Source organism: Leisingera sp. XS_AS12, assembly GCF_041224635.1.
Taxonomy (GTDB): Bacteria; Pseudomonadota; Alphaproteobacteria; order Rhodobacterales; family Rhodobacteraceae; genus Leisingera.
In genome coordinates this window covers 20,275-41,713 of the sequence record NZ_JBGFGM010000120.1, presented here as the reverse complement: position 1 = coordinate 41,713, position 21,439 = coordinate 20,275, and the positions used below count along the sequence as shown (strand labels likewise).

The 21,439-nt window shown below is 64.2% G+C and carries 17 protein-coding genes; 9 read left to right on the top strand and 8 right to left on the bottom strand.

What is annotated here, in order from left to right; genetic code table 11:
* Positions 1–144: 144 nt before the first annotated feature.
* Positions 145–1,938 (top strand): type I secretion system permease/ATPase, encoded by a 1,794-nt coding sequence (locus AB9K35_RS19235; RefSeq protein ID WP_369928608.1) that lies wholly within the window; start codon positions 145–147, stop codon positions 1,936–1,938.
* Positions 1,935–3,359, top strand: coding sequence for an HlyD family type I secretion periplasmic adaptor subunit (locus tag AB9K35_RS19230; RefSeq protein WP_369928607.1), 1,425 nt, complete (start codon positions 1,935–1,937; stop codon positions 3,357–3,359). The genes AB9K35_RS19235 and AB9K35_RS19230 overlap by 4 nt, the downstream gene beginning before the upstream one ends.
* Before the next feature lie 335 nt (positions 3,360–3,694).
* Here the strand turns inward: AB9K35_RS19230 and AB9K35_RS19225 are convergent, their stop codons facing one another.
* A complete protein-coding gene (locus AB9K35_RS19225) occupies positions 3,695–4,705 on the bottom strand; it encodes a replication initiator protein A (RefSeq protein ID WP_369928605.1) in 1,011 nt (336 codons plus the stop codon).
* Between the two features lie 148 nt (positions 4,706–4,853).
* Complete coding sequence (locus AB9K35_RS19220; protein ID WP_369928603.1) at positions 4,854–5,072, bottom strand: hypothetical protein; 219 nt, start codon at positions 5,070–5,072, stop codon at positions 4,854–4,856.
* 105 nt (positions 5,073–5,177) lie between these two features.
* On the opposite strand from AB9K35_RS19220, the gene AB9K35_RS19215 reads away from it, so the two are divergent.
* Both AB9K35_RS19215 and AB9K35_RS19210 read left to right on the top strand, forming a co-directional pair.
* Positions 5,178–6,602, top strand: a complete 1,425-nt coding sequence (locus AB9K35_RS19215) for an AAA family ATPase (RefSeq protein ID WP_369928602.1) — start codon at positions 5,178–5,180, stop codon at positions 6,600–6,602.
* Between the two features lie 73 nt (positions 6,603–6,675).
* The gene (locus AB9K35_RS19210) at positions 6,676–7,785 is read left to right on the top strand and encodes a ParB/RepB/Spo0J family partition protein (RefSeq protein ID WP_369928600.1); all 1,110 of its coding nucleotides are present in this window, start codon (positions 6,676–6,678) and stop codon (positions 7,783–7,785) included.
* A 182-nt stretch (positions 7,786–7,967) separates the two neighbouring features.
* Here the strand turns inward: AB9K35_RS19210 and AB9K35_RS19205 are convergent, their stop codons facing one another.
* Both AB9K35_RS19205 and AB9K35_RS19200 read right to left on the bottom strand, forming a co-directional pair.
* Entirely contained in the window at positions 7,968–9,284 is a 1,317-nt protein-coding gene (locus AB9K35_RS19205) for a UDP-glucose/GDP-mannose dehydrogenase family protein (RefSeq protein ID WP_369928598.1), read from the bottom strand.
* A 217-nt stretch (positions 9,285–9,501) separates the two neighbouring features.
* Positions 9,502–10,503: an NAD-dependent epimerase/dehydratase family protein gene (locus AB9K35_RS19200; RefSeq protein WP_369928596.1), complete on the bottom strand. Its 1,002-nt coding sequence runs from the start codon at positions 10,501–10,503 to the stop codon at positions 9,502–9,504.
* Between the two features lie 138 nt (positions 10,504–10,641).
* Here AB9K35_RS19200 and AB9K35_RS19195 point away from each other — a divergent pair, with 138 nt between their 5' ends.
* Positions 10,642–11,685, top strand: coding sequence for a glycosyltransferase (locus AB9K35_RS19195; protein ID WP_369928594.1), 1,044 nt, complete (start codon positions 10,642–10,644; stop codon positions 11,683–11,685).
* Between the two features lie 49 nt (positions 11,686–11,734).
* Here AB9K35_RS19195 and AB9K35_RS19190 read toward each other — a convergent pair whose 3' ends face one another.
* On the bottom strand, positions 11,735–12,568 hold the full coding sequence (locus AB9K35_RS19190; RefSeq protein WP_369928592.1) for an ABC transporter permease: 834 nt from the start codon (positions 12,566–12,568) through the stop codon (positions 11,735–11,737).
* Between the two features lie 90 nt (positions 12,569–12,658).
* Between AB9K35_RS19190 and AB9K35_RS19185 the strand changes: the two genes are divergently transcribed.
* Together AB9K35_RS19185 and AB9K35_RS19180 are read left to right on the top strand one after the other, a co-directional pair.
* Complete coding sequence (locus tag AB9K35_RS19185; protein ID WP_369928590.1) at positions 12,659–14,092, top strand: sugar transporter; 1,434 nt, start codon at positions 12,659–12,661, stop codon at positions 14,090–14,092.
* Between the two features lie 10 nt (positions 14,093–14,102).
* A complete protein-coding gene (locus AB9K35_RS19180; protein WP_369928588.1) occupies positions 14,103–14,756 on the top strand; it encodes an ABC transporter ATP-binding protein in 654 nt (217 codons plus the stop codon).
* A gap of 3 nt (positions 14,757–14,759) precedes the next feature.
* On the opposite strand, the gene AB9K35_RS19175 is transcribed toward AB9K35_RS19180, so the two are convergent.
* Genes AB9K35_RS19175 through AB9K35_RS19165 form a run of 3 tightly spaced genes read right to left on the bottom strand, consistent with a single transcriptional unit; the run spans position 14,760 to position 18,855 of the window.
* A complete protein-coding gene (locus AB9K35_RS19175) occupies positions 14,760–16,553 on the bottom strand; it encodes a hypothetical protein (protein WP_369928586.1) in 1,794 nt (597 codons plus the stop codon).
* Positions 16,554–16,585: 32 nt separating this feature from the next.
* Positions 16,586–17,680, bottom strand: a complete 1,095-nt coding sequence (locus AB9K35_RS19170; protein WP_369928584.1) for a hypothetical protein — start codon at positions 17,678–17,680, stop codon at positions 16,586–16,588.
* Between the two features lie 26 nt (positions 17,681–17,706).
* Positions 17,707–18,855 (bottom strand): hypothetical protein, encoded by a 1,149-nt coding sequence (locus AB9K35_RS19165; RefSeq protein WP_369928583.1) that lies wholly within the window; start codon positions 18,853–18,855, stop codon positions 17,707–17,709.
* 287 nt (positions 18,856–19,142) lie between these two features.
* On the opposite strand from AB9K35_RS19165, the gene AB9K35_RS19160 reads away from it, so the two are divergent.
* Both AB9K35_RS19160 and glf read left to right on the top strand, forming a co-directional pair.
* Positions 19,143–20,009: a hypothetical protein gene (locus AB9K35_RS19160; protein WP_369928581.1), complete on the top strand. Its 867-nt coding sequence runs from the start codon at positions 19,143–19,145 to the stop codon at positions 20,007–20,009.
* A gap of 89 nt (positions 20,010–20,098) precedes the next feature.
* Positions 20,099–21,262 carry a UDP-galactopyranose mutase gene (gene glf, locus AB9K35_RS19155; RefSeq protein ID WP_369928579.1) on the top strand — a complete coding sequence of 388 codons (1,164 nt, stop codon included), beginning with the start codon at positions 20,099–20,101 and terminating at the stop codon, positions 21,260–21,262.
* Positions 21,263–21,439: the final 177 nt, after the last annotated feature.

Here is a 21,439-nt window from a genome sequence, read left to right as displayed (position 1 = left end):
CGGCGGATCCGGGGGAAACCCCGGGCCCGCCCAGCCCTGGTTCAGGACAGCGATTTGGTCCCCGGCCAAGGATTGCATCCTTGGACCAGGGCGCTGTTCTCCAGATTTCACAACTTCACTTCGTGCAGCCGGGGGGCTACGACAATGAAGGTAAAACGGGTATTTGACGGGCAACGGGGGGTGCTTGCCGCCATTTTCACGGCCAGCATCTTTGTAAATCTCCTTGTCCTGACAGCGCCGCTCTACATGCTGCAACTGTTTGCCCGGGTCATGGCCTCGGGCAGCATTCCAACCTTGATAGCCCTGACCACCGGCGCCGCAATCGCGCTGGTGTTCTTCTTTCTGTTCGACATGATCCGCCAGCGCCTGGTGGCGCGGCTCGGATCCCGCCTCGAGGCGCGGCTCAGCCCGGCCGTGCTGGAGGGCATGATCGACACCCCGCTGCCGCCCGCGCTGGCGCGCTCCGAGCCGATCCGCGACATCCAGGACCTGCGGGGCTTCGTCACCAGCCCGGTGTTCCTGGCGCTGCTGGACGCGCCCTGGTCGCTGGTCTTCCTGGCGCTGATCTTCCTGTTCAGCCCGGTGCTGGGGCTGGTGGCGCTGGTCGGCATCGCGGTGCTGTTCACGCTGGCGCTGCTGAACGAACTCATGGCCCGCAAACCGATGGACACGGCCGCGAAACAGGCCACCGAGACCAATGCCGCGGTGGCCGAGATGATGCAGAACGCAGGCCTCATCCATGCCATGGGCAAGACAGCGCCGATGATCCGGCGCTGGCAGCTCAAGGCCTTCTCGGCGCTGGTGTTCAACACATTGGCCACCGACCGGGTGGCGCTGATGACCTCGCTGGCCAAGGCGGTGCGCATGGGGCTGCAGATCGCGGTGCTGGGCGTCGGCGTGGTGCTGGTGATCAACAACCAGCTGTCGCCGGGGCTGATGATTGCCGCCTCGATCCTGCTGGGCCGCGCCGCGGCGCCGGTGGAACAGTCGATCTCCGGCTGGCGTGCCTTTCTCAAGGCGCGCGGCGCCCATGGGCGGCTGAACACCCTGCTGGCGCATCTCGACCAGGCGCCCGAACGGCTGCCCCTGCCTGCCCCGGAAGGCCGCCTGTCCGTGGAAGGCGCCACCGTGGCGCTGCCGGGGCGGAGCGATCCGGTGCTGCTGGACATCACCCTGGCGCTGCAGCCGGGCCAGTCGCTGGGGCTGATCGGCCCCTCCGGTGCGGGCAAGACCACGCTGGCCCATGCGCTGGCCGGGCTGCAGCCGCTGCTGCGCGGCCACATCCGCATCGACGATGCCGCGCTCACCGACTGGGATCCGGCACAGATCGGCCAGTATATCGGCTTCCTGCCGCAGCGGGTCGAGCTGTTCCAGGGCACGGTGGCGGAGAACATCGCGCTGATGGACCCGGACGCCCGGCCCTCCGACGTGGTGGCGGCGGCCAAGCTCGCCCAGGTGCATGAGATGATCCTCGCCCTGCCCGGCGGCTACAACGCCGAGGTGGGCCCGCGCGGCGAGTTCCTGTCGGCCGGCCAGCGCCAGCGCATCGGCCTCGCGCGCGCCTTCTTCGGCAACCGCAAGCTCATTGTGCTGGACGAGCCCAACGCCAATCTCGATCCCGAGGGCGAAGAGGCGCTGGCCCGCGCCATCGAGGCCGCCTGCGCCCGCGGCGCGGTGGTGGTGGCGGTGACCCACCGGATCAGCCTCTTGCGCCGGGTCAGCCATGCGGCGCTGTTGCAGGAGGGCCGCATCATGCGCTTCGGCGAGGCCCGCCAGGTGATCGAGGCGGCCGCCCAGCCCATGACCCCGGCCCGCGCCCATGGCGATCCCAAGATCGCCCCCTTCCGCCACCGCAACAGCGACACGCAGGCCAACAGCGACACGCGGGCGGCCCCGGAGACCCCGGACGCCCCCCGCAGAGAAGGAGACAGCGCATGAGCCTGGTCGATCCCGAGACCCGCACCCCGGCCGCGCGCCCCGAGACCGGTGCCGCGACGACACCCGCGGGCTTTCGCAACCTGATGCCCCGCTCCGACCCGCCCGAGGTGGCGCTGCCCAAACATCCGCCCACCCGGGTGCGCCAGCTGGTGCTGTGGCTGGTGGTCTGCGGCTTCGGCCTGTTCGGCGGGCTGGTGGTCTGGGCCAGCCGGGCCGAGCTGACCAGCGCGGTGGTGGCGGCGGGGGCCTTCAACGTGGTCGGTGACCGGCTGGCGGTGCAACATTACGAAGGCGGCATCCTGCGCGAGCTGAACGTGGCCGAGGGCGACCGGGTCCGCGAGGGCCAGGTGATCGCCCGGCTCGATGGCCGCCGGGTGCAGGCGCAGCTGGCCATCCTGAACGGCCAGCTGGCCAGCCTGTTGGCGCAGCAGGCCCGGCTGGCGGCGGAACAGGCGGACCAGACCGAGCTGCCCCCCGATCCGGAACTGGCGGCGCTGATCGCCCGCACCCCGGCGCTGGCGCAGCTGGTGGCGGTGCAGCGGGACCTGCTGATCTCCAACCGGGCGCTGCACCAGGGCCAGATGGACATCATCCAGACCCGCATCACCCAGCTCAATGACCAGCTCAAGGGCCGCGATGCCCGCATCCAGGCCACCGAGGAACAGCTGGCGCTGGTGCAGGAGGAACTGGGCGATCTGACCGGATTGTTCGAGAAGGGGCTGGTGCCCAAGACCCGCATCAGCCAGCGGCAGATGCAGCAGAGCGGGCTGATCGGCACCCTGGGCACGCTGGAAAGCGACCGCGGCAACGTGCTGGAACGCATCGGCGAGATGCGGGAACGGCAACTGCAGGCCGGGCGCGACCGCGCCGCCCGCATCGCCGCCGAAAGCCAGGAGGTGCAGGAACGCCTGCTCGACCTGCGCCAGCGGCTGGATGCCACCTGGGACGTGGCCGAACGCCAGACCATCCGCGCGCCGCGCGATGGCCGGGTCGTGGGGCTGAACATCAACACCCTGGGCCAGGTGGTGGAACCGGGCCAGACCCTGCTGGAGCTGATGCCCGAGGATGCCGGCCTCTTGGTCGAAACCCGCGTGGCGGTGGCCGACATCGACGAGGTGGCGATGGGCAGCCAGGCGCGGGTGCAGCTCACCGCCTACAGCTTCCGCTCCACCCCGCCGGTCAAGGGCGAGGTGGTGATGGTGGCGGCCGGCAGCAGTATCGATGCCAATACCGGCCAGGCCTATTACCCGGTGCATATCCGCATCCCGGAGGCAGAACTGGCCGCCCTGCCCAATGTGCGCGCCCTGCCCGGCATGCCCGCCCAGGCGATGATCGAGACCGGCCGCCAGACCCTGGCCGACTACCTGATCAGCCCGGTTCTGGCCAGCATGTCACAGGCGTTGAAGGAAGGCAGCGGCTAGGGGGAAGCCGCTACCCACCAGGCCGCGGCCCCGGGGGGAGCGCCGCAGCCTGTCCCGGCCCGTCCCGGCTGCCACTGGCCAGGGCGGGCCTGATCTTGGCCCCCTCCCCGACAGTCCATGACACGGCGCCTCCAACCGGCCCAAAAGGTCCGCTTCGGACCCAATGTTTCGCGCGCGAAACATTGGGTCAATATGACTGACCTAACTACGGACACTCCGCGCATATGCTGACGGGTCACGCTGACCGGCAGACACCCGCCGCCCGGCCCGCGGGCACGGGGCCACGGGGGCAGCGGGTCAGACCGGGAGCGAGGACGGGAGAGAGGACGGGACGGCTATGACTGCGCCAGGCGTTTCCTGACCCAGCCAAGAAAGGCCGCATCCGGCCGCCGCAGCCTAGGCGCGCCGGAGCGGGCCCACATGGCACGCCACTCGGCCTCCAGCGCATAGGCATCGGCGCCGGGCATCAGCGCCCGCGCCTCCTCCAGCGTGGCGGGTTTCAGGCTGGGCGCGTTCAGCGCCGCCTCGGTGACCGCCGCCTTCTGGGTAAAGCGGATCACGTCGCCCTCCAGCTCCTCCAGCGCGTAATCGGGCAGCGGCTGGGCCTCGATCATGTCGCGGATCATCTTGCGGAACACCCGCCGCGGTGAGGCGGAGCCGGATTTCTTCAGCAGCACCTCGACCGAGACCTGCCAGCTGTTCTGCCGTCCGCAATGCTTGCGCGCCAGCTCGTAGATGCGCCGCTCCAGCGGTTTGCGCAGCCGGAAGTAATCGCGGCTCAGCGTCAGCACCGATTTCGACAGCACCGCCCGGTACAGCCAGTCCGACAGGGTGACCGCCACGCTGACCATCTTGCCACCGCGGGCCTTGCGCACGATCTCCCATTTCTCGATCAGCCCGAAGCCGGTCGTCACCTCGTGGCCGCCGGTCATGATGTTGGTGGTGATGCGGGTGCCCGCCAGCCGCTCGAAGGCCTCGCGCAGGCGGCGGTAGGCATCGCCCGAGGTCTCGCGGTTGCAGGCCACCAGGAGGTCATGCGCCTTCAGGTGCAAGGTCCGGCTGACCTGCCGCCCGGCATTCAGCGCCGCCATCAGCTGGCTGATGCAGAAGATCAGGATGTCCTTGTCGTGGATCGTCGCCAGCCCCTTGACCGAGGGCGTCACGGTGATCTCGGCCCCGTTGTGCTGGTAGTTCAGGATGCGCCGGTCGGGCCGGGTGCTGAGCGAGAACAGCGGGTGTTCCATCGACACCAGGTCGTTCTTGGGGATCGCCCCGAAGATGTCGCAGAGGAAAAAATCCCCCTGCCCTTCCGGCGGAATCCCGTCCGCTGTCAGCTCTGCTGCCATTATAGCCTGCCCGTATCTGCTCTGCCGGCCGCTGGATTTCTGCCGATCCTGGGCGACTCATTTTTCGTGGTTTTGATTACGCTCACCCTAAGGTTATCCACAAGCCCGGGCAACGGGGGATCAGAGTCACCCGCTCGGGGGTTTGGATTCATTTCATCGGGGTTTCAGAGTCACGTCGATGAAAAATCCCCGCCGCAAAGCCAAGGAAAAAAGGGCTTTCCAGCCGCTGCCCGACTGCCTTAACTAGAAATAACTCATAAATAACAGGGCAGATTTTTTTCAGGCCCCTCAGATCAGCCCAAAACACCCGGCTGCAACCGACAGATTTGCTTAGAAAAATCGAATCCTGTGCGCATATCTCTTCCATGTGCGGTGTTTTTGGGTATTATCCGAAAAAGGCAGCACATCAACGCGGACGCAGCACCAGCCAGGGGCGCAGAGACCCCGGTCCGATCACAACAGGCAGATCTTCATGGCACGCGATATCCACAGGAAAGACAGCGCAAAACCCGGCAGCTCCCTGCCGCCCTATTTCAGCATCGATCCCGACAGCGCACTCGCGGATCTGGATGCGCCCACCAGAACCGCAGGCTTTGCCGAGATCGCCGCCGCCTGTGCCCAGGGGCGCGCCGACCTCGCCAGCCGCGGCCTCAACGAGGAGGGCCGCAAGGAGCTGCGGCTGTTCTCGACCTGGGAAATCACCCGCTACCTGATCCCCGTCGCCCAGGCCCATTTCCGCCGGGTGCTGAAGGCCAACCCGGATCTGCCGCAGGGCCGTTCGGAAACCGAGGGCGGCGCCAAGTGGTTCACGCTGGACGAGGTGCTGCGCCTGCGCGCCTTCTTCGCCGCCCAGGGCTCCAAGGCCAAGGACTACCTGCCCTACCGCCCCGAGGGGCTGCCCGCCAAGATGGTGGCGGTGGCAAATTTTAAAGGGGGCGTGGGCAAGACCTCGAGCGCGGCGCATCTGGCGATGTCGGCAGCGCTCGACGGCTACAGGGTGCTGGTGATCGACCTCGACAGCCAGGGCTCGATGACCTCGATCTTCGGCGGCAAGGTGGAGGACGAATGGCAGACCGCCTTCCCGCTGCTCGCGCGCCACTACGGCGAGCATCTGCGGCTGGAGAACCAGCGTCGGCTCGACCGCGGCGATGCCCCGCAGCCGCTCGACGCGGCGCTGGACGCGGCGATGGAGATGACCGCCGCCGACGTGATCCAGAACACCCACTGGCCCAACATCGACCTCATCGGCGCCCAGCTGAACCTCTACTGGGCCGAGTTCCAGATCCCGGTCTGGCGGATGGCGGCGCGCTCGTGGAAGCTGTGGGACGCGCTCACCGAGCGGCTGGAAGCCGACGGTGTGCTGGACCAGTACGACGTGATCTTCATCGACACGCCGCCCGCGCTTGGCTACCTCACCATCAACGGGCTGTCGGCCGCCGACATCCTGCTGGTGCCGATGGGGGCGTCCTTCCTCGAGTTCGACTCGACCGGGCGCTTCTTTGACATGCTGCATTCCACCTTCGCCTCCATCGAGGAGGGCGAGAACCTCGCCGCCCGAGCGCTGGGGCGGCCCGGCATCAGCTTTGAATGGGACGCGGTGCGCACCATCATCACCCGCTACGACGGCGCCCAGCAGGGCGAGCTGGCCGCCCTGATGCAGGCCTACATGGGCCGGGTGCTCAGCCCTCACAAGCAGGATTACACCGCTCTCATCGGCCAGGCCGGTGAGCAGGTTTCGGGCATCTACGAGGCCGATTACCGCGACTTCAACCGCGAGACCTACGCCCGCGGCCGCGAGACGTTTGACGAGACCTATGCCGCCTTCAAGAAACTGCTGATCGGCGTGTGGCGGCGCGAGGCGTTGCAGGCAGAGGCGCAGCAGCGCGCGGCCGGCTAAGGCCGCGGCAGGAAATAAAGGCTAGCATGACAGCCCCGCAGAGGGGCGGCGGGCAGAGGCAAAGGACAGGACAATGGCAAAACGCAAACGGCTTTCCCCGGCGCAGGACGGGTTTCTGACACCACCTCCGACGGGCCGACCGACGCTTGGCGGGGCCGGCACGGTGGGTGCCGCGCCGATTGCCCAGGTGGCCTCGGATGCCTCCGCCCAGGCGGCCTTGCTGGAATTGTCGGAAGTGGTGGAAACCGCCCGCGCCAAGGGGCTGATGATCCAGGAACTGCCGCTGGAGGTCATCGACGAGAACCACCTGGTGCGCGACCGCATCGAACAGGACGAGGAGGAGCTGCAAGCGCTGATCGCCTCGATCCGGGCGCGCGGCCAGCAGACCCCGGCCGAGGTGGTGCCGCTGGAGCACCCGGCCGGTGGGCGCAGCCATGGTCTCATCTCCGGCTGGCGCCGCCTGACCGCGCTGAAAAGACTCTATGCCGAGACTTCAGACCCTGCCTATGCCACAATCAAGGCGCTGGTGATCCGCCCCGGCAGCGCCGAGGCGTCTTACGTGGCGATGGTCGAAGAGAATGAAATCCGGGTCAATCTCAGCCATTACGAGCGGGCCCGCATCGCCGTGCGCGCCTGCCGCGAAGGCGTGTTCAGCCGCCGCAAGGATGCGCTGCAGACGCTGTTCGGCAATGCCACCCGCGCCAAGCGCTCCAAGATCGGCAGCTTCGTCACCCTGGTCGAGGCGCTGGATGCGGTGCTGTTCCACCCCACCGCGATCAGCGAGAAACTGGGGCTGGCGCTGGCCCGCGCGATCGAGAATGACGCGGGCTTTGCCGACCGCGCCAGACAGGCGCTGCAGGCGGGCGACCGCAGCACCCCCGAAGCGGAACAGGCGATTCTGACCGGCCTGCTGGACCCCGCAGCGCCGACACCCCGCGCAGCGACCGACGCCGCCCCGGAGGCGGTGCGCCCCAAGCCGCCGGTGGAGCCGCTGGTCAGCCGCCCGCGGGTGCGCGGCGCGCATGACTGGGACGCCGCCCAGCCGGGCGAGCGGATCGCCCTGCCCGCGCCCGAAGGCGTGCGCCTCGGCTATATCCCCAGCGAGCAGAAGATCGAGATCAGCGGCCCCGGCGTCAGCGCCGCGCTGGTGGAAGAGCTGCAGGCCTGGCTGAAAAAGCTCTGAACAGTGTCTGATCTGGCCGCGCCGGCCTTCATCTTTCCCCAAATACTCGCGCCGCAGGCCAAGGGCTTTTCTTCGGAAAAGCCCTTTTTTAGGGCCGCATGAAAGAGAGATATCAGACTCTCATTTAGGTCAGCATGGGTGACCAAATGTTTCGCGCGCGAAACATTTGGTCCGGTCCGGACTTAATTTTCGGTGCCGCGACCTACTGCAGTATATTTCTCGAACCCAGCATGCTTGGCTGTCTCAAGGGAGTAGATGTTGCGCAGGTCTGCCATTCGTGGTTGTGCCATTCCTTCAGCAAGTCTTTTTAGATCCAAAGCGCGGAACTCGTTCCACTCGGTCAGCAGCACCACCAGGTCGGCATTCTGCGCCGCCTTGTAGGGATCCTCTTCCCATTTGACGCCGGGCAGCAGCGCCTCGCCCTCGGCGCGGCCCTGCGGGTCGACCACCCGCACGCGGGCGCCGCCGCCCACCAGGGCGGGCACGATGGTCAGGCTGGGAGCCTCGCGCATGTCGTCGGTGTTGGGTTTGAAGGTGACGCCGAGCACCGCCACGGTCTTGCCGTTGAAGGAGCCCTCGCAGGCGTCGCGCAGCTTCTCCACCATCCGCGCCTTCACCTCGTCATTGACCCGCATCACCGTCTCGGTGATGCGCATCGGAAAGGCGTGGTCCTGGCCGATCCGCGCCAGCGCCGCGGTGTCCTTGGGAAAGCAGGAGCCGCCGTAGCCGGGACCTGCGTGCAGGAACTTGTTGCCGATGCGCCCGTCCAGACCGATGCCGCGGGAGACTTCCTTGACGTCCGCCCCGACCCGCTCGCACAGCCCGGCGATTTCATTGATGAAGGTGATCTTGGCGGCGAGAAACGCATTGGCGGCGTATTTGATCATCTCGGCGCTTTCCAGGTCCGTGGTCAGGATCGGGAAATCGCGCAGGTACAGCGGCCGGTAGATCTCGGCCATCACCTCGGCGGCGCGCGGGGTCTGCACCCCGACCACCACCCGGTCGGGTTTCATGAAATCCTCGATCGCGGCGCCCTCGCGCAGGAACTCCGGGTTGGAGGCGACGTCGAAGTCGGCCTGCGGATTGGCCTTGGCGATCACCTGTTTCACCTGCCGGTTGGTGCCCACGGGCACGGTGGATTTGGTCACCACCACCGTGTAGCCGGTCAGCGCCGCAGCGATCTCCTCGGCTGCCGCCATCACGTAGGTCAGATCCGCATGGCCGTCGCCGCGCCGGGTCGGGGTGCCGACGGCGATGAACACCGCCTCGGCGCCGTCGACCGCTGTCGTCAGATCGTCAGTAAAGCTCAGCCGCCCGGCGGCCACGTTCTTTTCCATCAGCTGGTCGAGGCCCGGTTCATAGATCGGCACCTCGCCCGCCTGCAGCCGCGCCACCTTGGCGGCGTCGTTGTCGACGCAGATCACGTCGTGACCGAAATCCGAAAAACAGACGCCGGACACCAGCCCTACATAGCCGGTGCCAATCATTGCAATACGCATGGGATGCCCTTTTGCTCAATTCTTTTCTGGCAGTTTGTTTGCTGCGGTCCTTTGAGTAAAGTAATATGGGCTGGGAGAGTAGTGGAATATATTGTGTCTCGGCCGGCCTGTTGAAAACTTGAGACAGCCTAATATAGGTCCGGATCGGACCAAATGTTTCGCGCGCGAAACATTTGGTCAATAGTGCTGACCGTTATGATCCTGCGGACCGGCGGGCTCAGCTGCTGTAGTAGTCTTGGTACCAGGCGGCAAAACGGGCGACGCCCTCGGCGACGCCGACCTTGGGCTGATAGCCGGTCAGCTGGGTCAGCAGCCTGGTATCGGCCCAGGTCGCGGGCACGTCGCCGGCCTGCATCTCCAGCATGGTCTTCTGCGCCTCGATCCCCAGCGCGTCTTCCAGCGCGGCGATATAGTCCATCAGCGGGGTCGGCTTGCTGGCACCGATATTGACCACCCTGTAGGGTGCCACCGGGCTGAGGCTGTCGCGCTCGGAGACCGGCGCCTGCCCCGGCACCGCCCCGATCAGCCCGGTGATGCCGCTGACCAGGTCGTCGATATAGGTGAAGTCGCGGCTCATGCGGCCGTGGTTGTAGACCTCGATCGCCTCGCCCGCGAGCATCGCACGGGTGAATTTGAACAGCGCCATGTCGGGCCGCCCCCAGGGGCCGTAGACGGTGAAGAAGCGGAACATGGTGACCGGCAGCCGATAAAGATGCGCATAGGAATGCGCCATCGATTCATTGGCCTTCTTGGTGGCGGCATAGAACGACATCTGGTGGTCGGCCTGCTGGTGCTCGTGAAACGGCATCTCGGTATTGGCGCCATAGGCCGAGGAGGTGGAGGCCATCAGAATATGCGCGGGCGGATGCGCGCGGGCGGCTTCCAGGAGTTCGAAGACGCCGATCAGATTGGCCTCGAGGTAATCGCGCGGCGCTTCGATCGAATGGCGCACCCCGGCCTGGGCGGCGAGGTGGATCACCGCATCGGGGCGGTGCTGGCGGAACAGGTCCATCACCAGGCCGGGATCTTCCAGCCGGGCGATGACGGGAGTGAAGCCGACATGCTGCGCCAGCATGTCGTGACGGCGCTGCTTCAGGGTGACATCGTAATAGGGCGACAGGCAGTCGAGCCCGATGACCTGCCAGCCCGCTTCCAGCAGCCGGGCGGAGAGGTGGTATCCGATGAAGCCGGCCGAGCCGGTGACAAGAGCGGTTTTCATGGCTCTTAGGTGGCGGCTTGCCGCCACGCTGTCAAATGCTTTGGCGCGGTAAAGCATTTGACAGGGGCGGGGATTTATGTGCTTTCACCACCGCTGCCGCAGGCAGCCAGGACAGACGGCAACAAGGAGCAGCCCGCGGTGACCACGGCAGAGGCAACAGCAGCCCCGAATTCAGACATCTCTGCGGGCGCGGCCGGGGCGGTTGGCGCGTCGGGGGCAGGGCGGCTGGTGGCGGTGGTGGTGACCCACAACCGCCTGGAGCAGCTGAAGGTGACGCTGGCGCGGCTGCTGGACAGCCCGGCCAGCGAGCTGGCGGCGGTGGTGGTGGCCGACAATGCCTCCAGCGATGACACGGCGGCCTGGCTGGCGGCGCAGGATGATGCGCGGCTCGATGTCTGCCGCAGCGGGACCAACCGCGGCGGGGCGGGCGGTTTTGAAATGGGCATGCGCCGCGCGGTGGAGGCGCATGATCCCGACTGGCTGGTGGTGATGGATGACGATGCCCGCCCGGCACCCGGCGCGCTAGCCGCGTTCCACGCGCAGCCCAGGCCCCTGGACACGGCGCTGGCAGCGGCGGTCTATTTCCCCGACGGGCGCATTTGCGAGATGAACCGCCCCTCGGTCAACCCGTTCTGGCAGCCGCGGGTGTTTCTGCGCACGCTTCTGCGGGCGCGGGACGGCTATCACATTCCTTATGAGGCCTATGATGCCGCGGCGCCGCTGCCGATTGATCTCACCTCCTTTGTCGGGCTGTTTCTGTCCCGGCGCATGGTCGAGGCGGCGGGCTATCCGGATCCGGGGCTGTTTCTCTATGGCGATGACGTGATCTACACGCTGGGCCTCAGGCGCCGCGGCGAGACCATCCTGTTTGATCCGGCGCTGCGGTTCGAGCATGACTGCTCGACCTTTCAGAATGACCGGCGCCGGGTGTTTTCGCCTTTGTGGAAGGTCTATTACGCCTACCGCAACGGGCTGATGATGTATCGCGCCGCGGCCGGGCCGCTGCTGTTTTGGCCGCTGTTCTTGCTGGTGGCGGTGAAATGGCGACTGACCGCAAAACGCTACGCTGCGGCGGAGCGGCAGGCCTACCTGCGGCTGTGGCGGCATGCGGTCTGTGATGGCCTGCGCCGCGACACCCGCCGCAGCCACGCCGAGGTGCTGGCGCTGGCGGAGACGGGCTGACAGCCGGAGAGGACAGGCGGCAGGCCAATGCTGCCGCGGCTGCTCAGGCTCAGCGGTTCAGAATGTCGCGGTGGTAGCGGCCCATCAACACCAGCCCCAAGGCCAGCAGGATGAGGCTGGTGAACAGCACGAAGGGCACATTCACATAGGCTGCGGTATAGGTGGGGTAGAAGCCGGTGCGCATCAGCCCGGTGATATGCATCAGCGGATTGTACCACAGGATGTCCTGCGCCAGGGGGGGCATGTCCTCATAAAGGAAGAACACGCCTGAGGCGAGAAACAGGGGCCGGGTGAAGATCGACCAGGCCATCTCCCACAGGGGATAGAGCCCCATCAGCACGCAGTTGACTGTGCCTACGCCCAGCCCCAGCAGCATTGTCAGCGACATCGCCAGCACCGCAGGCGGCAGGTCGAGTTGCGCGCGACTGTCGATGACCGCCAGCGCCCCGGTGAGCAGCAGGATCGCGACCAGGGCACCGGTGAGGCTGTTGAGCAGAAAGCGTGCCGCCACTGCGTCGAGCCAGGTCACGGCCGGGAACTTGAGCAGTGGCTTGGAAAAATTCACCGCCCGGGCCGTGGTGTTGGCAATCGTGTTGTAGAGATCAAACGGCAGGTAGCCGGTGGCATAGAACAGCAGGAAGCTGGTGCCCAGCGAAGGGTTGCGGACCATCAGCGAAAATCCGAGGCTGAGAAACAGGATCGCGGCCAGCGGTTCGAGTATGGCCCAGAGGTAGCCGCCGGGGGTGCGCCCGTAGCGGGTCGACATCTCGCGCAGCACCAGTGCTGCGATGGTACGCAGGCTGGCAAAACGGCGGTTGCGCCCGGCAGTGGGGAGCTGGGCCGGGGGCAGGGCGGGGGGCGCCGCAGGCGTGGTTCTGGTCATGAATCCCCATTGTGAATATGCGCTGTGCAGGCGATACTATGAAAGAAAGACGAGGCAATTACAAACGGCTGCAAGCCGGGAAAAGCAGATATGACTCAGAACCGCCCGGCGGCGCGGCGCAAGGCTGCAGCCCAATTTCGCACTGGTCGCAAACCGGCTGGCACCGACGCGGCAGAACCGCGGCAGGACGAGACCCCGGACGCGGCAGGGAACGTCGAAAAACTGCCCGGCAGCGAGGCTGGTCAGCGCGGCCCGGCAGGCGGCAACAAGGTCAGCGGCAAGAAGCTGAGGAAGCTGCGCCGCAAGGCACGCAAGGCCGAAGCCGCCCATGCGGCGCTGCAGGCGAAGGCCGAAAGCCTGGAAGCGCAGCTCGCCGACACCCCGGCCTTTCCGGTGGCCCGCGCCGCGCATATGAAGAAACGCCACTGGGGGCTGATCGCCAGTTTCACTGCCCTCGTGCTGCTGCCGCTGGCGCTGGCGGTGTTCTACCTGTTTGCGGTGGCCGAAGACCAATATGCCGCCACCGCCGGTTTCACCGTGCGCAGCCAGGAAAGCTCCGGCGCCAATGACCTCTTGGGCGGGCTGGCCAATTTCGCCGGCAACAGCGCCGCCTCCGACAGCGATATCCTCTATGAATTCATCCAGAGCAAGGAAATGGCCGCGGCGGTCAACAAGCGGATCGATCTGCGCGCCCATTACAGCCAGCACTGGCCGGGCGACTGGGTGTTCGCGCTCTGGCCCGATGCCACGCTGGAGGAGCTGGTCTGGTTCTGGCACCGGGTGGTCAGCATCGCCTATGACAGCGGCTCGGGGCTGACCGAGGTGCAGGTCACCGCCTTTGATCCGCAGACCGCCCGCGACATCGCCCAGGCCATCGTCGAGGAGAGCCAGATCCGCATCAACGCGCTGAACGACCAGGCCCGCGCCGATGCGATGCGCTATGCCGAGGCCGATCTGGAGGAGGCCGTCGAGCGGCTCAAGGCCGCGCGTGAAGAACTGACCCAGTTCCGCACCCGCACCCGCATCGTCGATCCGGCGGCCGATATCCAGGGCCGCATGGGGGTGATGAACAACCTGCAACAGCAGCTCGCCGAGGCGCTGATCGAATATGACCTGCTCACCGGCAGCGTGGCGCCGGGCGACGTGCGGCTGAAAAAGGCGCAGCAGCAGATCGAGGTGATCCGCGAGCGCATCGACATCGAACGCCAGACCTTTGCCTCCAGCAACACCGACACCGGCGCGGTGGGCGAGGATTACCCCTCGCTGATCGCCGAGTTCGAGCGGCTGACGGTGGACCGCGAGTTTGCCGAAGAAGCCTATCGGGCGGCGCTGACGGCGCTGGAAGTGGCGCGTGACGATGCGGCCCGCCAGAGCCGCTACCTGGCCACCTACATCAAGCCCGACCTGGCCGAGGAGGCGGAATATCCGCGCCGCTTCGTGCTGTCCGGCCTGGTGGGGCTGTTCCTGCTGCTGGGCTGGGCGATCCTGGCGCTGGTCTACTACTCGATCCGCGACCGCAGCTGAGGGGCGGGCGATGATCCGGTTCGAGAACCTGACCAAGAGCTTCCGGCTCAGGGGGGAGCGCAAGGTGGTGATCGACAACCTGAACCTGACGCTGCCGTCGGGGCGGTCGCTGGCGCTCCTGGGGCGCAACGGCGCGGGCAAGTCGACGCTGTTGCAGATCATCGCGGGCACCCTGCGGCCCGATTATGGCCGGGTGGTGTCCGATGGCACCATCTCCTGGCCGGTGGGGCTCGGCGGCTCTTTCCACCGCGATCTGACCGGGGCGGAAAACGTCCGCTTCATCGCCCGCATCTACGGGGTGGACACCGACGACCTGGTGGCCTTCGTCGAGGATTTTGCCGAGCTGGGCAAGTTCTACCACATGCCGATGCACAGCTATTCCTCCGGCATGCGCTCCCGGCTGACCTTCGGGGCGTCGATGGGGATCAAGTTCGACACCTACCTGGTGGACGAGGTGACGGCGGTGGGCGACCGCGCCTTCCGCAGCAAGAGCCAGAAGGTGTTTGCGGACCGGATGACGCATTCCAGCGCCATCATGGTCAACCACTCGATGAACCAGGTGCGCAAGTTCTGTGATGCGGGCCTGGTGCTGGAAGGCGGCCGGATCCGCTATTTCGACGACCTGGAAGAGGCCATCGCCCTGCATGAAGCGATGCTGGACTAGCGGTCAGGCCGCCTGCTCCGGCTTCAGTGTTTTTTCCCAGTACCCCTTGTTTGCCATGTCCGCATAGCCTTGGCGGTACGCCTGCTTCAGGCTGTCGTAATTGCGGTAAAACTCGGACAGGGTTTGGGTCATGCGCCACGCGAGGCTGAAGAAGCGTCGTTTGGACTGGGTCACGGTGTAGGCCTTGTCCTTACGGGTGTTGAAGTAAGTCAGCCGGGCGCCGCCAAAGGCAGGGAAAACCAGGCCGCGATCCCCGATATCCAATTGCATCCGGTCGCCGATCGTCTTCCAGAACGGAACCAGGTGGCCGTTCAGGGTGAACAGCCCCAGATAATGGCGCAACCGGCGGGGCAGCCTGCTGAAGCGGGCGCGTCCGGGGGCGGGGGCCTCGGCGGCATCCTGCCACACTTCATCCTTCATCAGTGCCTTGATGTCGGCCCGACGCTGCGACATGTCGATGTTTTCATCGAAGAATTTGGGGCCTTTCATCACGTCCTGCCAAGCCAGCAACTGCGCTTCTGCGCTTTCGTATTTGAACCGCAGCAGAGACCGCAGCATGAAACGTATGGCGATCTTGGCGGTGCCAAGCGGGCTGCGCTCGAGCTTGTCAAACACCAGATGGTGGATCAGATGGTTCCGCAAATCCAGATAAAGCGTTTGTGGGCTTTCCTTTTCCGTGAAGTCATCTTGGAAGGAAACCACGCCATTCAGGGTGAAAATGCGGAAATCATTGGCCAGAGAAAAGCTGATGTCATCGCCACGCACGAAGAAGGGGAAAGGGTGGTGGGTGACATGGGCGATTGGGAAGGCAAAGAACCACCAGCCGCCGTAGAGCGTTGGAGGTGCGGTATGAGTTGAGGAGAATTCAATCCCGCGCACTTGGGCCGGGTCTCGTAGGTCGGCGCCATTGTAAAGAGGGTGGCAAGAGCCGTCAAAGAGGGCGCCGTTTTCCCACATGCACCACTTATGGCTGTTGTTGATCATCGCCCCCGCCAGGGCGGTCCTGGAATCGCGAGCCAATGCCAGGAAGGTGTAGGCGCGGGCAATGTTTTCCATATGGAAGGCGGCATCGTCATCCATGAAAAGACAATGACTATAGCCATCCTCCTCCGCCTCCAGCAGGCCGCGCGCGAAACCACCTGCGCCGCCAAGATTGCGGTTCGGGTAGGGAATTATGTTGGGCGTCGCGGTAATGTCCGCGCTTTGCCCGTTGTCGACAACTTGGACGCGGATCTGATCGCCATAGGCAAAATCTGTCAGGAAGTCTTCAAGTCGCGCGACGGTGTGCTGAACTTCCCTTTCTCGTTTGAAGGTTGTGATGGACACCGCCAACTTTGGTAACACTTCCGGTAGCGCGCTGAGATTTGTGGCGAAACGGCCACCCATGAGCGTCGCACCATTTTCGTCCAGGGCTTTGACTTCCGCAAACAGGACCCCATTCCCTCCGGTTTCCAGGCAGGTGCTTAGATCGGCCACGAACGGAGACTGCGGATCGAGTTCGGTGATCTCACAGAAGCAGATTTCCCAGGAACGGTTGGCAAAGGCCTGAATGATCCGTATCTCAACGCGGCCTTGGCCACGGAATTCGGCGAACAGACCGTCCAGATGGCACGCGGAATGCCACTTCTCCAGACTGAATAAGTTGAAGTAGGTGTCAAAGCGTGCCAGGGCGTTATGGTCCAAGAAAAGGTGCCCACTGCTTTGCGAAAAACCAAAGCCGCCTTCGGTGCGAAAGTAGAGATTGTGCTCGGTACAGATTTCTTGCTCGGGGTTGAGCAGAGATTGAAGGGTTAACATGAAGTACCTTTCCTCGAAAGCGGAGATAGCGGTCAATTTAAGGGCTGCAGGCCTGCAATAAAGTCCCGCAGCTCCGGCCGGGGGAGAGCTGTGGGATCAAGCTTGGCGAGCAGTTGTTCCGTGGCTTCAGCTGCGTTCATCGGGCGGGGGGTGCGCATTTCTTCTATATCCGGGAAAAATGCAGCCTGTCCGGTTAGCCCCGTGAGATAGTCATGTATCGGGGTGAACGCGTCTGCCAGCGCTTCTCTCTGCTCCGCGCCGAACAATTCGACGTCGCTGTTGCGCACCGGGCTGAGGGTGTCCGGGGCGGTCAGAAAGAATTCCCGCAGAGCCTGCGCTTGCTCAGGCGGCAGGTCGTGGTTGCCGCGCCGGATGATTTCATAGGCTGCCCGTGGCAGCCCCTTGTTGGACGGCCCTTTGAGGGAAAGCCCCTTGGGAAAGCCGCAGTTCACCTGGGCGATGAAATCCTGCACCGATCCGCCAACAGCGAGGATATCGCTGTAGTTGCGCAGATGCAGCGGCGCCTCTGAAAATTCTCGCAGCCAGGGTTCGACCATGCGGCGGTAGTCGAAATGGATCGAGCCGGTCTGGACACCGCCAGGGCTGGACAGCGGTTTCAGCTTGTCGCCGAAGCGCAGCCGTTGCCCGAACCAAGAGGTCATATATTCATCGGGCCGCCGCAAGGCGCAATAGAGCTCCCAATCGCCTTCTGGGAATAAACCGTGCAGCTTGGCGATCAGATCTTCATGCCCCGCGCCAAAGTTGGAAAACACCTCGGAGCACAGGATGAGAGTATGCGGTTGCAGGATCTCGACCTGGTGGCGGATCGTGTTCAGCATCGCGGGCAACCCCGGCAGGGTGCCATGCCACGGGGGGGGCTTGCCGCCGGTTTTGCCTGCCAGCATCCGGAAGGCTAGCGCGTTGTGGGGTTCGCGCACATTCATGCAGCCCAAGGCCGGTTTCTTGTGTTTGCCCAAGGCCTGCGCCAGCAGATGCGACATGCCTTCGCTTTCGACCGCAGGGTAGAGAATGCCGTGTCCTAAAAGCGTGAGCGCATTGCGGGCCAGGTAGGCCTGCAACGCGGTAGAGCCGACCTTGTGGTGGCCAAAGTAGAGAATGACTTTCATCGGGTGCGGATTTCTTGCGCGGGGGGCTATTCGGCAGCTGCGGAGGGCTGTTTTTTCTGAGCTTTACGGGCCTGTTCCACGTCGCGCACGCGTTTGGCATGGAAAAAGGCCGGCCAGTTCACGGTTGGCTCTTCCAGCATGCCTGCAATCATGCCGGACATCAGCTCCAGCGAGCGCAGCTCGCTTGCAGAGAGGTAATCGGCAGGCTCCACCGATTGCGGGGTGTCGAGGGCTTTCTCCACTGCCGCGTGCAACTCGTTTTCCAGCAGCGGTTCGCCGCCGAAAAACTCCCGGTCCATGGCTTTGGCATCGTCCAGGTAGGTATCGCGGATATCTTCGGCCAAGCTCTTGTGCAGTTGCAGCTTGGTGCGTTGCGGCGGCGGTGGGAGCTGCCCCGTAAGGCGGGAAAATTCCCAGCCGATCTTGAGCCGGAGGTCGTGGGAAGCCTTTGGGCGTGACGGCAGCACCTTCAGATGTGACTGCAGCACCTTCAGCCGCATCAGGTCTTCCAAGCAGAGCGATTCATTCGCTGCGTTGTCCCCGGTGATGGTGAAGGGGAGGCCGCCAAAGGCATGATGCACGAAATCGCTGACCACATCTCCCTTGTGCAGCTGGCTGCGGATCATCGGACGCAGAGTGAAGGCGTCTCCAAACTGCTCCTGCCAAGCGGTAAAGCGCGGCAGGTAAATGAATTCTCTCTTTTTCTGGCGAAGCTTGGTAAAATCGTCAAGGTTCATCCTCAGCGTTTTCGGAACCCCCGCTTTAGTGCGTTCGGAAAAGCTGGAAGTCAGACGGGCGGCATGTGGGCGTACGTAGCCGAAAATCCGGATGTCGTCGGCGGTACCGGCAAAGAACGTGTCAATCACCTCACGCAGTAGTGCAGCTGGAACTTTTTCAAAGGCTTCCGCTGAGATCAGGGTGAAATCTGCTTTTGAGTCACGGATCAGTTCCGCCAGTTTTGCAATTGGTTTGGCCGTGGCTTGCCTGGTCTCAGGCGTTTGGGCCTTGCCATAAGCCAGGCATTGGTCCCCCAGCGCGTTGCGGGCCAGCTTGGCCGGATAAAAGACGCTGTGGCCCTGTATCGTAACCAATCGTTTGGCAAAGGCCAGCTGGATCGATGTGGATCCCGTCTTGTGATCGCCAATGTGGAAGATAAGCGTCTTGCGGTTTGGCATTTGGCGGCGGACCTTCGTTGAAAAAACACTCCCTGCCTGCTTTAGGGCATTCTGGTTGGCGGAACAATCGCTTCGGCCGACCAAGCGGCGGTTTTCCGGGATTGCTCGCCCTTCGCGCGCCCTCCTGTCCCTTGCTGCAGAATGGCAGATGCGGTGCAATTGGAACCAATCGGCACCGCGAGTTTGGCGGGTTGCGGAATGCAGGAAACTTGTGCAGGTGATGGCGCATTGCCTCAGGCTGTTTGAACAGCTTTAAACCGGCTTCGAAATGTTCAGGTAATTTGACAATGGTATTACAAATTTTGAAGGGTGGCCTGCGTCCTCTGGCGGGCAAAATCGACTGGAAAGCCGAAGCAGAAACGGCTCCGGCGCGGTTGTACGTCTTCGGCTCCTCTTCCTCGGAGGTTTTCGATTATATCTTTGGCGCGACGCCGCGCTATCGCAGCTATTGGGCCGGAGGCTGGTCTGCACGGGGACTGCGCAAGGAAGCGAACCGTGGCTATGTTCTGAAATGTTTGGAGAACGCCCGTCCTCAGGATATCATCTTCCTGCATTTTGGCGTGGTGGACGCGGTCTTCAATGCGGGCTACCGCGTTGATCGTGGGGATTTTCTGGATCCTGAAGGGTTTTGCCGGGAGGCGGCCGAAGGGATCAAGATGCTGGTTGCGGATCTGCGCGGCGCGGGGTTCAGCAATATTTACACGGTGGCCGTTGGCGCGCCTTGCAAGGTGCCCGCACGGTACTTCCGTAAGCGTTTCCAGCTACACGGGCTGCCTGCGCGCTACCAGGCGCAACTGCTGAACCGAATCAACCAGCTGATCAGCGACGTTTGCGATCGGCGGGACCTGACGCCAGTTCTGGCGGATGAGCACGGAGTTCTGAAACCCGAGTTCCACCGGGCCAAACGAAATCACCATGCCGATTATGTCAAGATACAGGAACTGGTCTGGAAGGGCATCCGGGATATCCCGGGGCTGCCACCGCGGCGGCAGGATTGGCGCAGCGAGCTGTACAAAAGTGGCGTGCGTGGGGGGGTCGGCAAGAGAATAGCGGCCGGAAACTTCAATCCCGTGAACCTGAAACGGTTCGAAGAGCCGCAGGTCCTGAGCAGGAAAATTTTGCCAGCGGCGGAGGAGGAACAAGGGGAGGTCTAGATGCTTCTCCTTGCGGCACAAAGGGTGATGTAGTTTAACGACCCTAGGTTCGGCTGGGATCTTAAAACGGAACGGAACAGGGCGGGAACATGAAATTTCTATGCGTTGGCGCAGGCCTCTCGGGGGCCGTCATCGGGCGGCATCTGGCGGAGGCGGGGCATGAGATCACCGTGATCGACAGCCGCAGCCACATCGGCGGCAACTGCCACACCGAGCGCGATGCGGAGACCGGGGTCATGGTGCATGTCTACGGGCCGCATATCTTCCACACCGACGACGAAGAAGTGTGGAACTACGTCAACGCCTTCGAGACCTTCAAACCCTACAAGAACCGGGTGAAATCCACCACTCGCGGGCTCTCGGGGGAGCGCGAGGTGTTCTCGCTGCCGGTGAACCTGCACACCATCAACCAGTTCTTCCGCAAGACCCTGCGCCCGGAAGAGGCGCATGACTTCATCGTCAATGAGCAGGCCGATACCTCGATCACCGATCCGCAGACCTTCGAAGAGCAGGCGATGCGCTTTGTCGGCAAGGATCTCTACGAGGCGTTTTTCAAGGGCTACACCATCAAGCAGTGGGGCATGCATCCGTCCGAGCTGCCCGCGAGCATCCTGAAGCGGCTGCCGGTGCGCTTCAACTACGACGACAACTACTTCTTCCACCAGTTCCAGGGCATGCCGGAGAACGGCTATACCGCGATGATCGAGAAGATCCTCGATCATGCGAACATCACCGTTGAGCTGGAGACCGAGTTCAGCGCGGAGATGGGGGCGGAGTATGACCACGTGTTCTATTCCGGGCCGCTGGATGGCTATTTCGGCTACGAGCTCGGCCGCCTCGGCTACCGCACCCTGGATTTCGAGCGCTTCACCCATCAGGGCGACTACCAGGGCTGCGCGGTGATGAACTACGGCGAGGAAGAGGTGCCCTATACCCGCATCACCGAGCACAAGCATTTCAGCCCCTGGGAAGAGCACGAGGGCTCGGTTCTCTACCGCGAGTTCTCGCGCCTCGCCGAGCCGGGCGACATCCCCTATTACCCGATCCGCCAGGTGGCGGAGAAGGCGCTCCTGGCGGATTACGTCAAGCTGGCACAAGAGACCCGCGGCGTCACCTTCGTCGGGCGTCTGGCGACCTACCGCTATCTCGACATGGACGTGACCATCCGCGAGGCGCTGGACGCCGCACGCGCCTTCACCGCGTGTCTGGAGAAGGGCGAGGCGGCGCCCGCGTTTTTCAGCGCGCCGCTTTGAGGGTGGCGCTGCGGGAAATTGACAGGTCCATCAGGTTGTAGAGATCTGCCAGCATGCCCGGTTGAGAGAGACTTTAGATTGGAGCGACCGCAGCGTCATTGCTTCGGGCGAGAAATGCGCCGAGGGCATGCGGGCGTAGCCTAGGTTCAAAAAGCGAGGAAGGCAGTTCATCCCATT

Bases quoted from the DNA above. Each gene is read 5' to 3' on its own strand.
- AB9K35_RS19215 (WP_369928602.1), top strand. From the start codon at position 5,178: ATGGCACGCGATATCCACAGGAAAGACAGCGCAAAACCCGGCAGCTCC.
- AB9K35_RS19225 (WP_369928605.1), bottom strand. From the start codon at position 4,705: ATGGCAGCAGAGCTGACAGCGGACGGGATTCCGCCGGAAGGGCAGGGG.
- AB9K35_RS19160 (WP_369928581.1), top strand. From the start codon at position 19,143: ATGGTATTACAAATTTTGAAGGGTGGCCTGCGTCCTCTGGCGGGCAAA.
- glf (WP_369928579.1), top strand. From the start codon at position 20,099: ATGAAATTTCTATGCGTTGGCGCAGGCCTCTCGGGGGCCGTCATCGGG.
- AB9K35_RS19185 (WP_369928590.1), top strand. From the start codon at position 12,659: ATGACTCAGAACCGCCCGGCGGCGCGGCGCAAGGCTGCAGCCCAATTT.
- AB9K35_RS19200 (WP_369928596.1), bottom strand. From the start codon at position 10,503: ATGAAAACCGCTCTTGTCACCGGCTCGGCCGGCTTCATCGGATACCAC.
- AB9K35_RS19175 (WP_369928586.1), bottom strand. From the start codon at position 16,553: ATGTTAACCCTTCAATCTCTGCTCAACCCCGAGCAAGAAATCTGTACC.
- AB9K35_RS19190 (WP_369928592.1), bottom strand. From the start codon at position 12,568: ATGACCAGAACCACGCCTGCGGCGCCCCCCGCCCTGCCCCCGGCCCAG.
- AB9K35_RS19180 (WP_369928588.1), top strand. From the start codon at position 14,103: ATGATCCGGTTCGAGAACCTGACCAAGAGCTTCCGGCTCAGGGGGGAG.
- AB9K35_RS19165 (WP_369928583.1), bottom strand. From the start codon at position 18,855: ATGCCAAACCGCAAGACGCTTATCTTCCACATTGGCGATCACAAGACG.
- AB9K35_RS19220 (WP_369928603.1), bottom strand. From the start codon at position 5,072: ATGGAAGAGATATGCGCACAGGATTCGATTTTTCTAAGCAAATCTGTC.
- AB9K35_RS19170 (WP_369928584.1), bottom strand. From the start codon at position 17,680: ATGAAAGTCATTCTCTACTTTGGCCACCACAAGGTCGGCTCTACCGCG.
- AB9K35_RS19205 (WP_369928598.1), bottom strand. From the start codon at position 9,284: ATGCGTATTGCAATGATTGGCACCGGCTATGTAGGGCTGGTGTCCGGC.
- AB9K35_RS19235 (WP_369928608.1), top strand. From the start codon at position 145: ATGAAGGTAAAACGGGTATTTGACGGGCAACGGGGGGTGCTTGCCGCC.
- AB9K35_RS19230 (WP_369928607.1), top strand. From the start codon at position 1,935: ATGAGCCTGGTCGATCCCGAGACCCGCACCCCGGCCGCGCGCCCCGAG.
- AB9K35_RS19210 (WP_369928600.1), top strand. From the start codon at position 6,676: ATGGCAAAACGCAAACGGCTTTCCCCGGCGCAGGACGGGTTTCTGACA.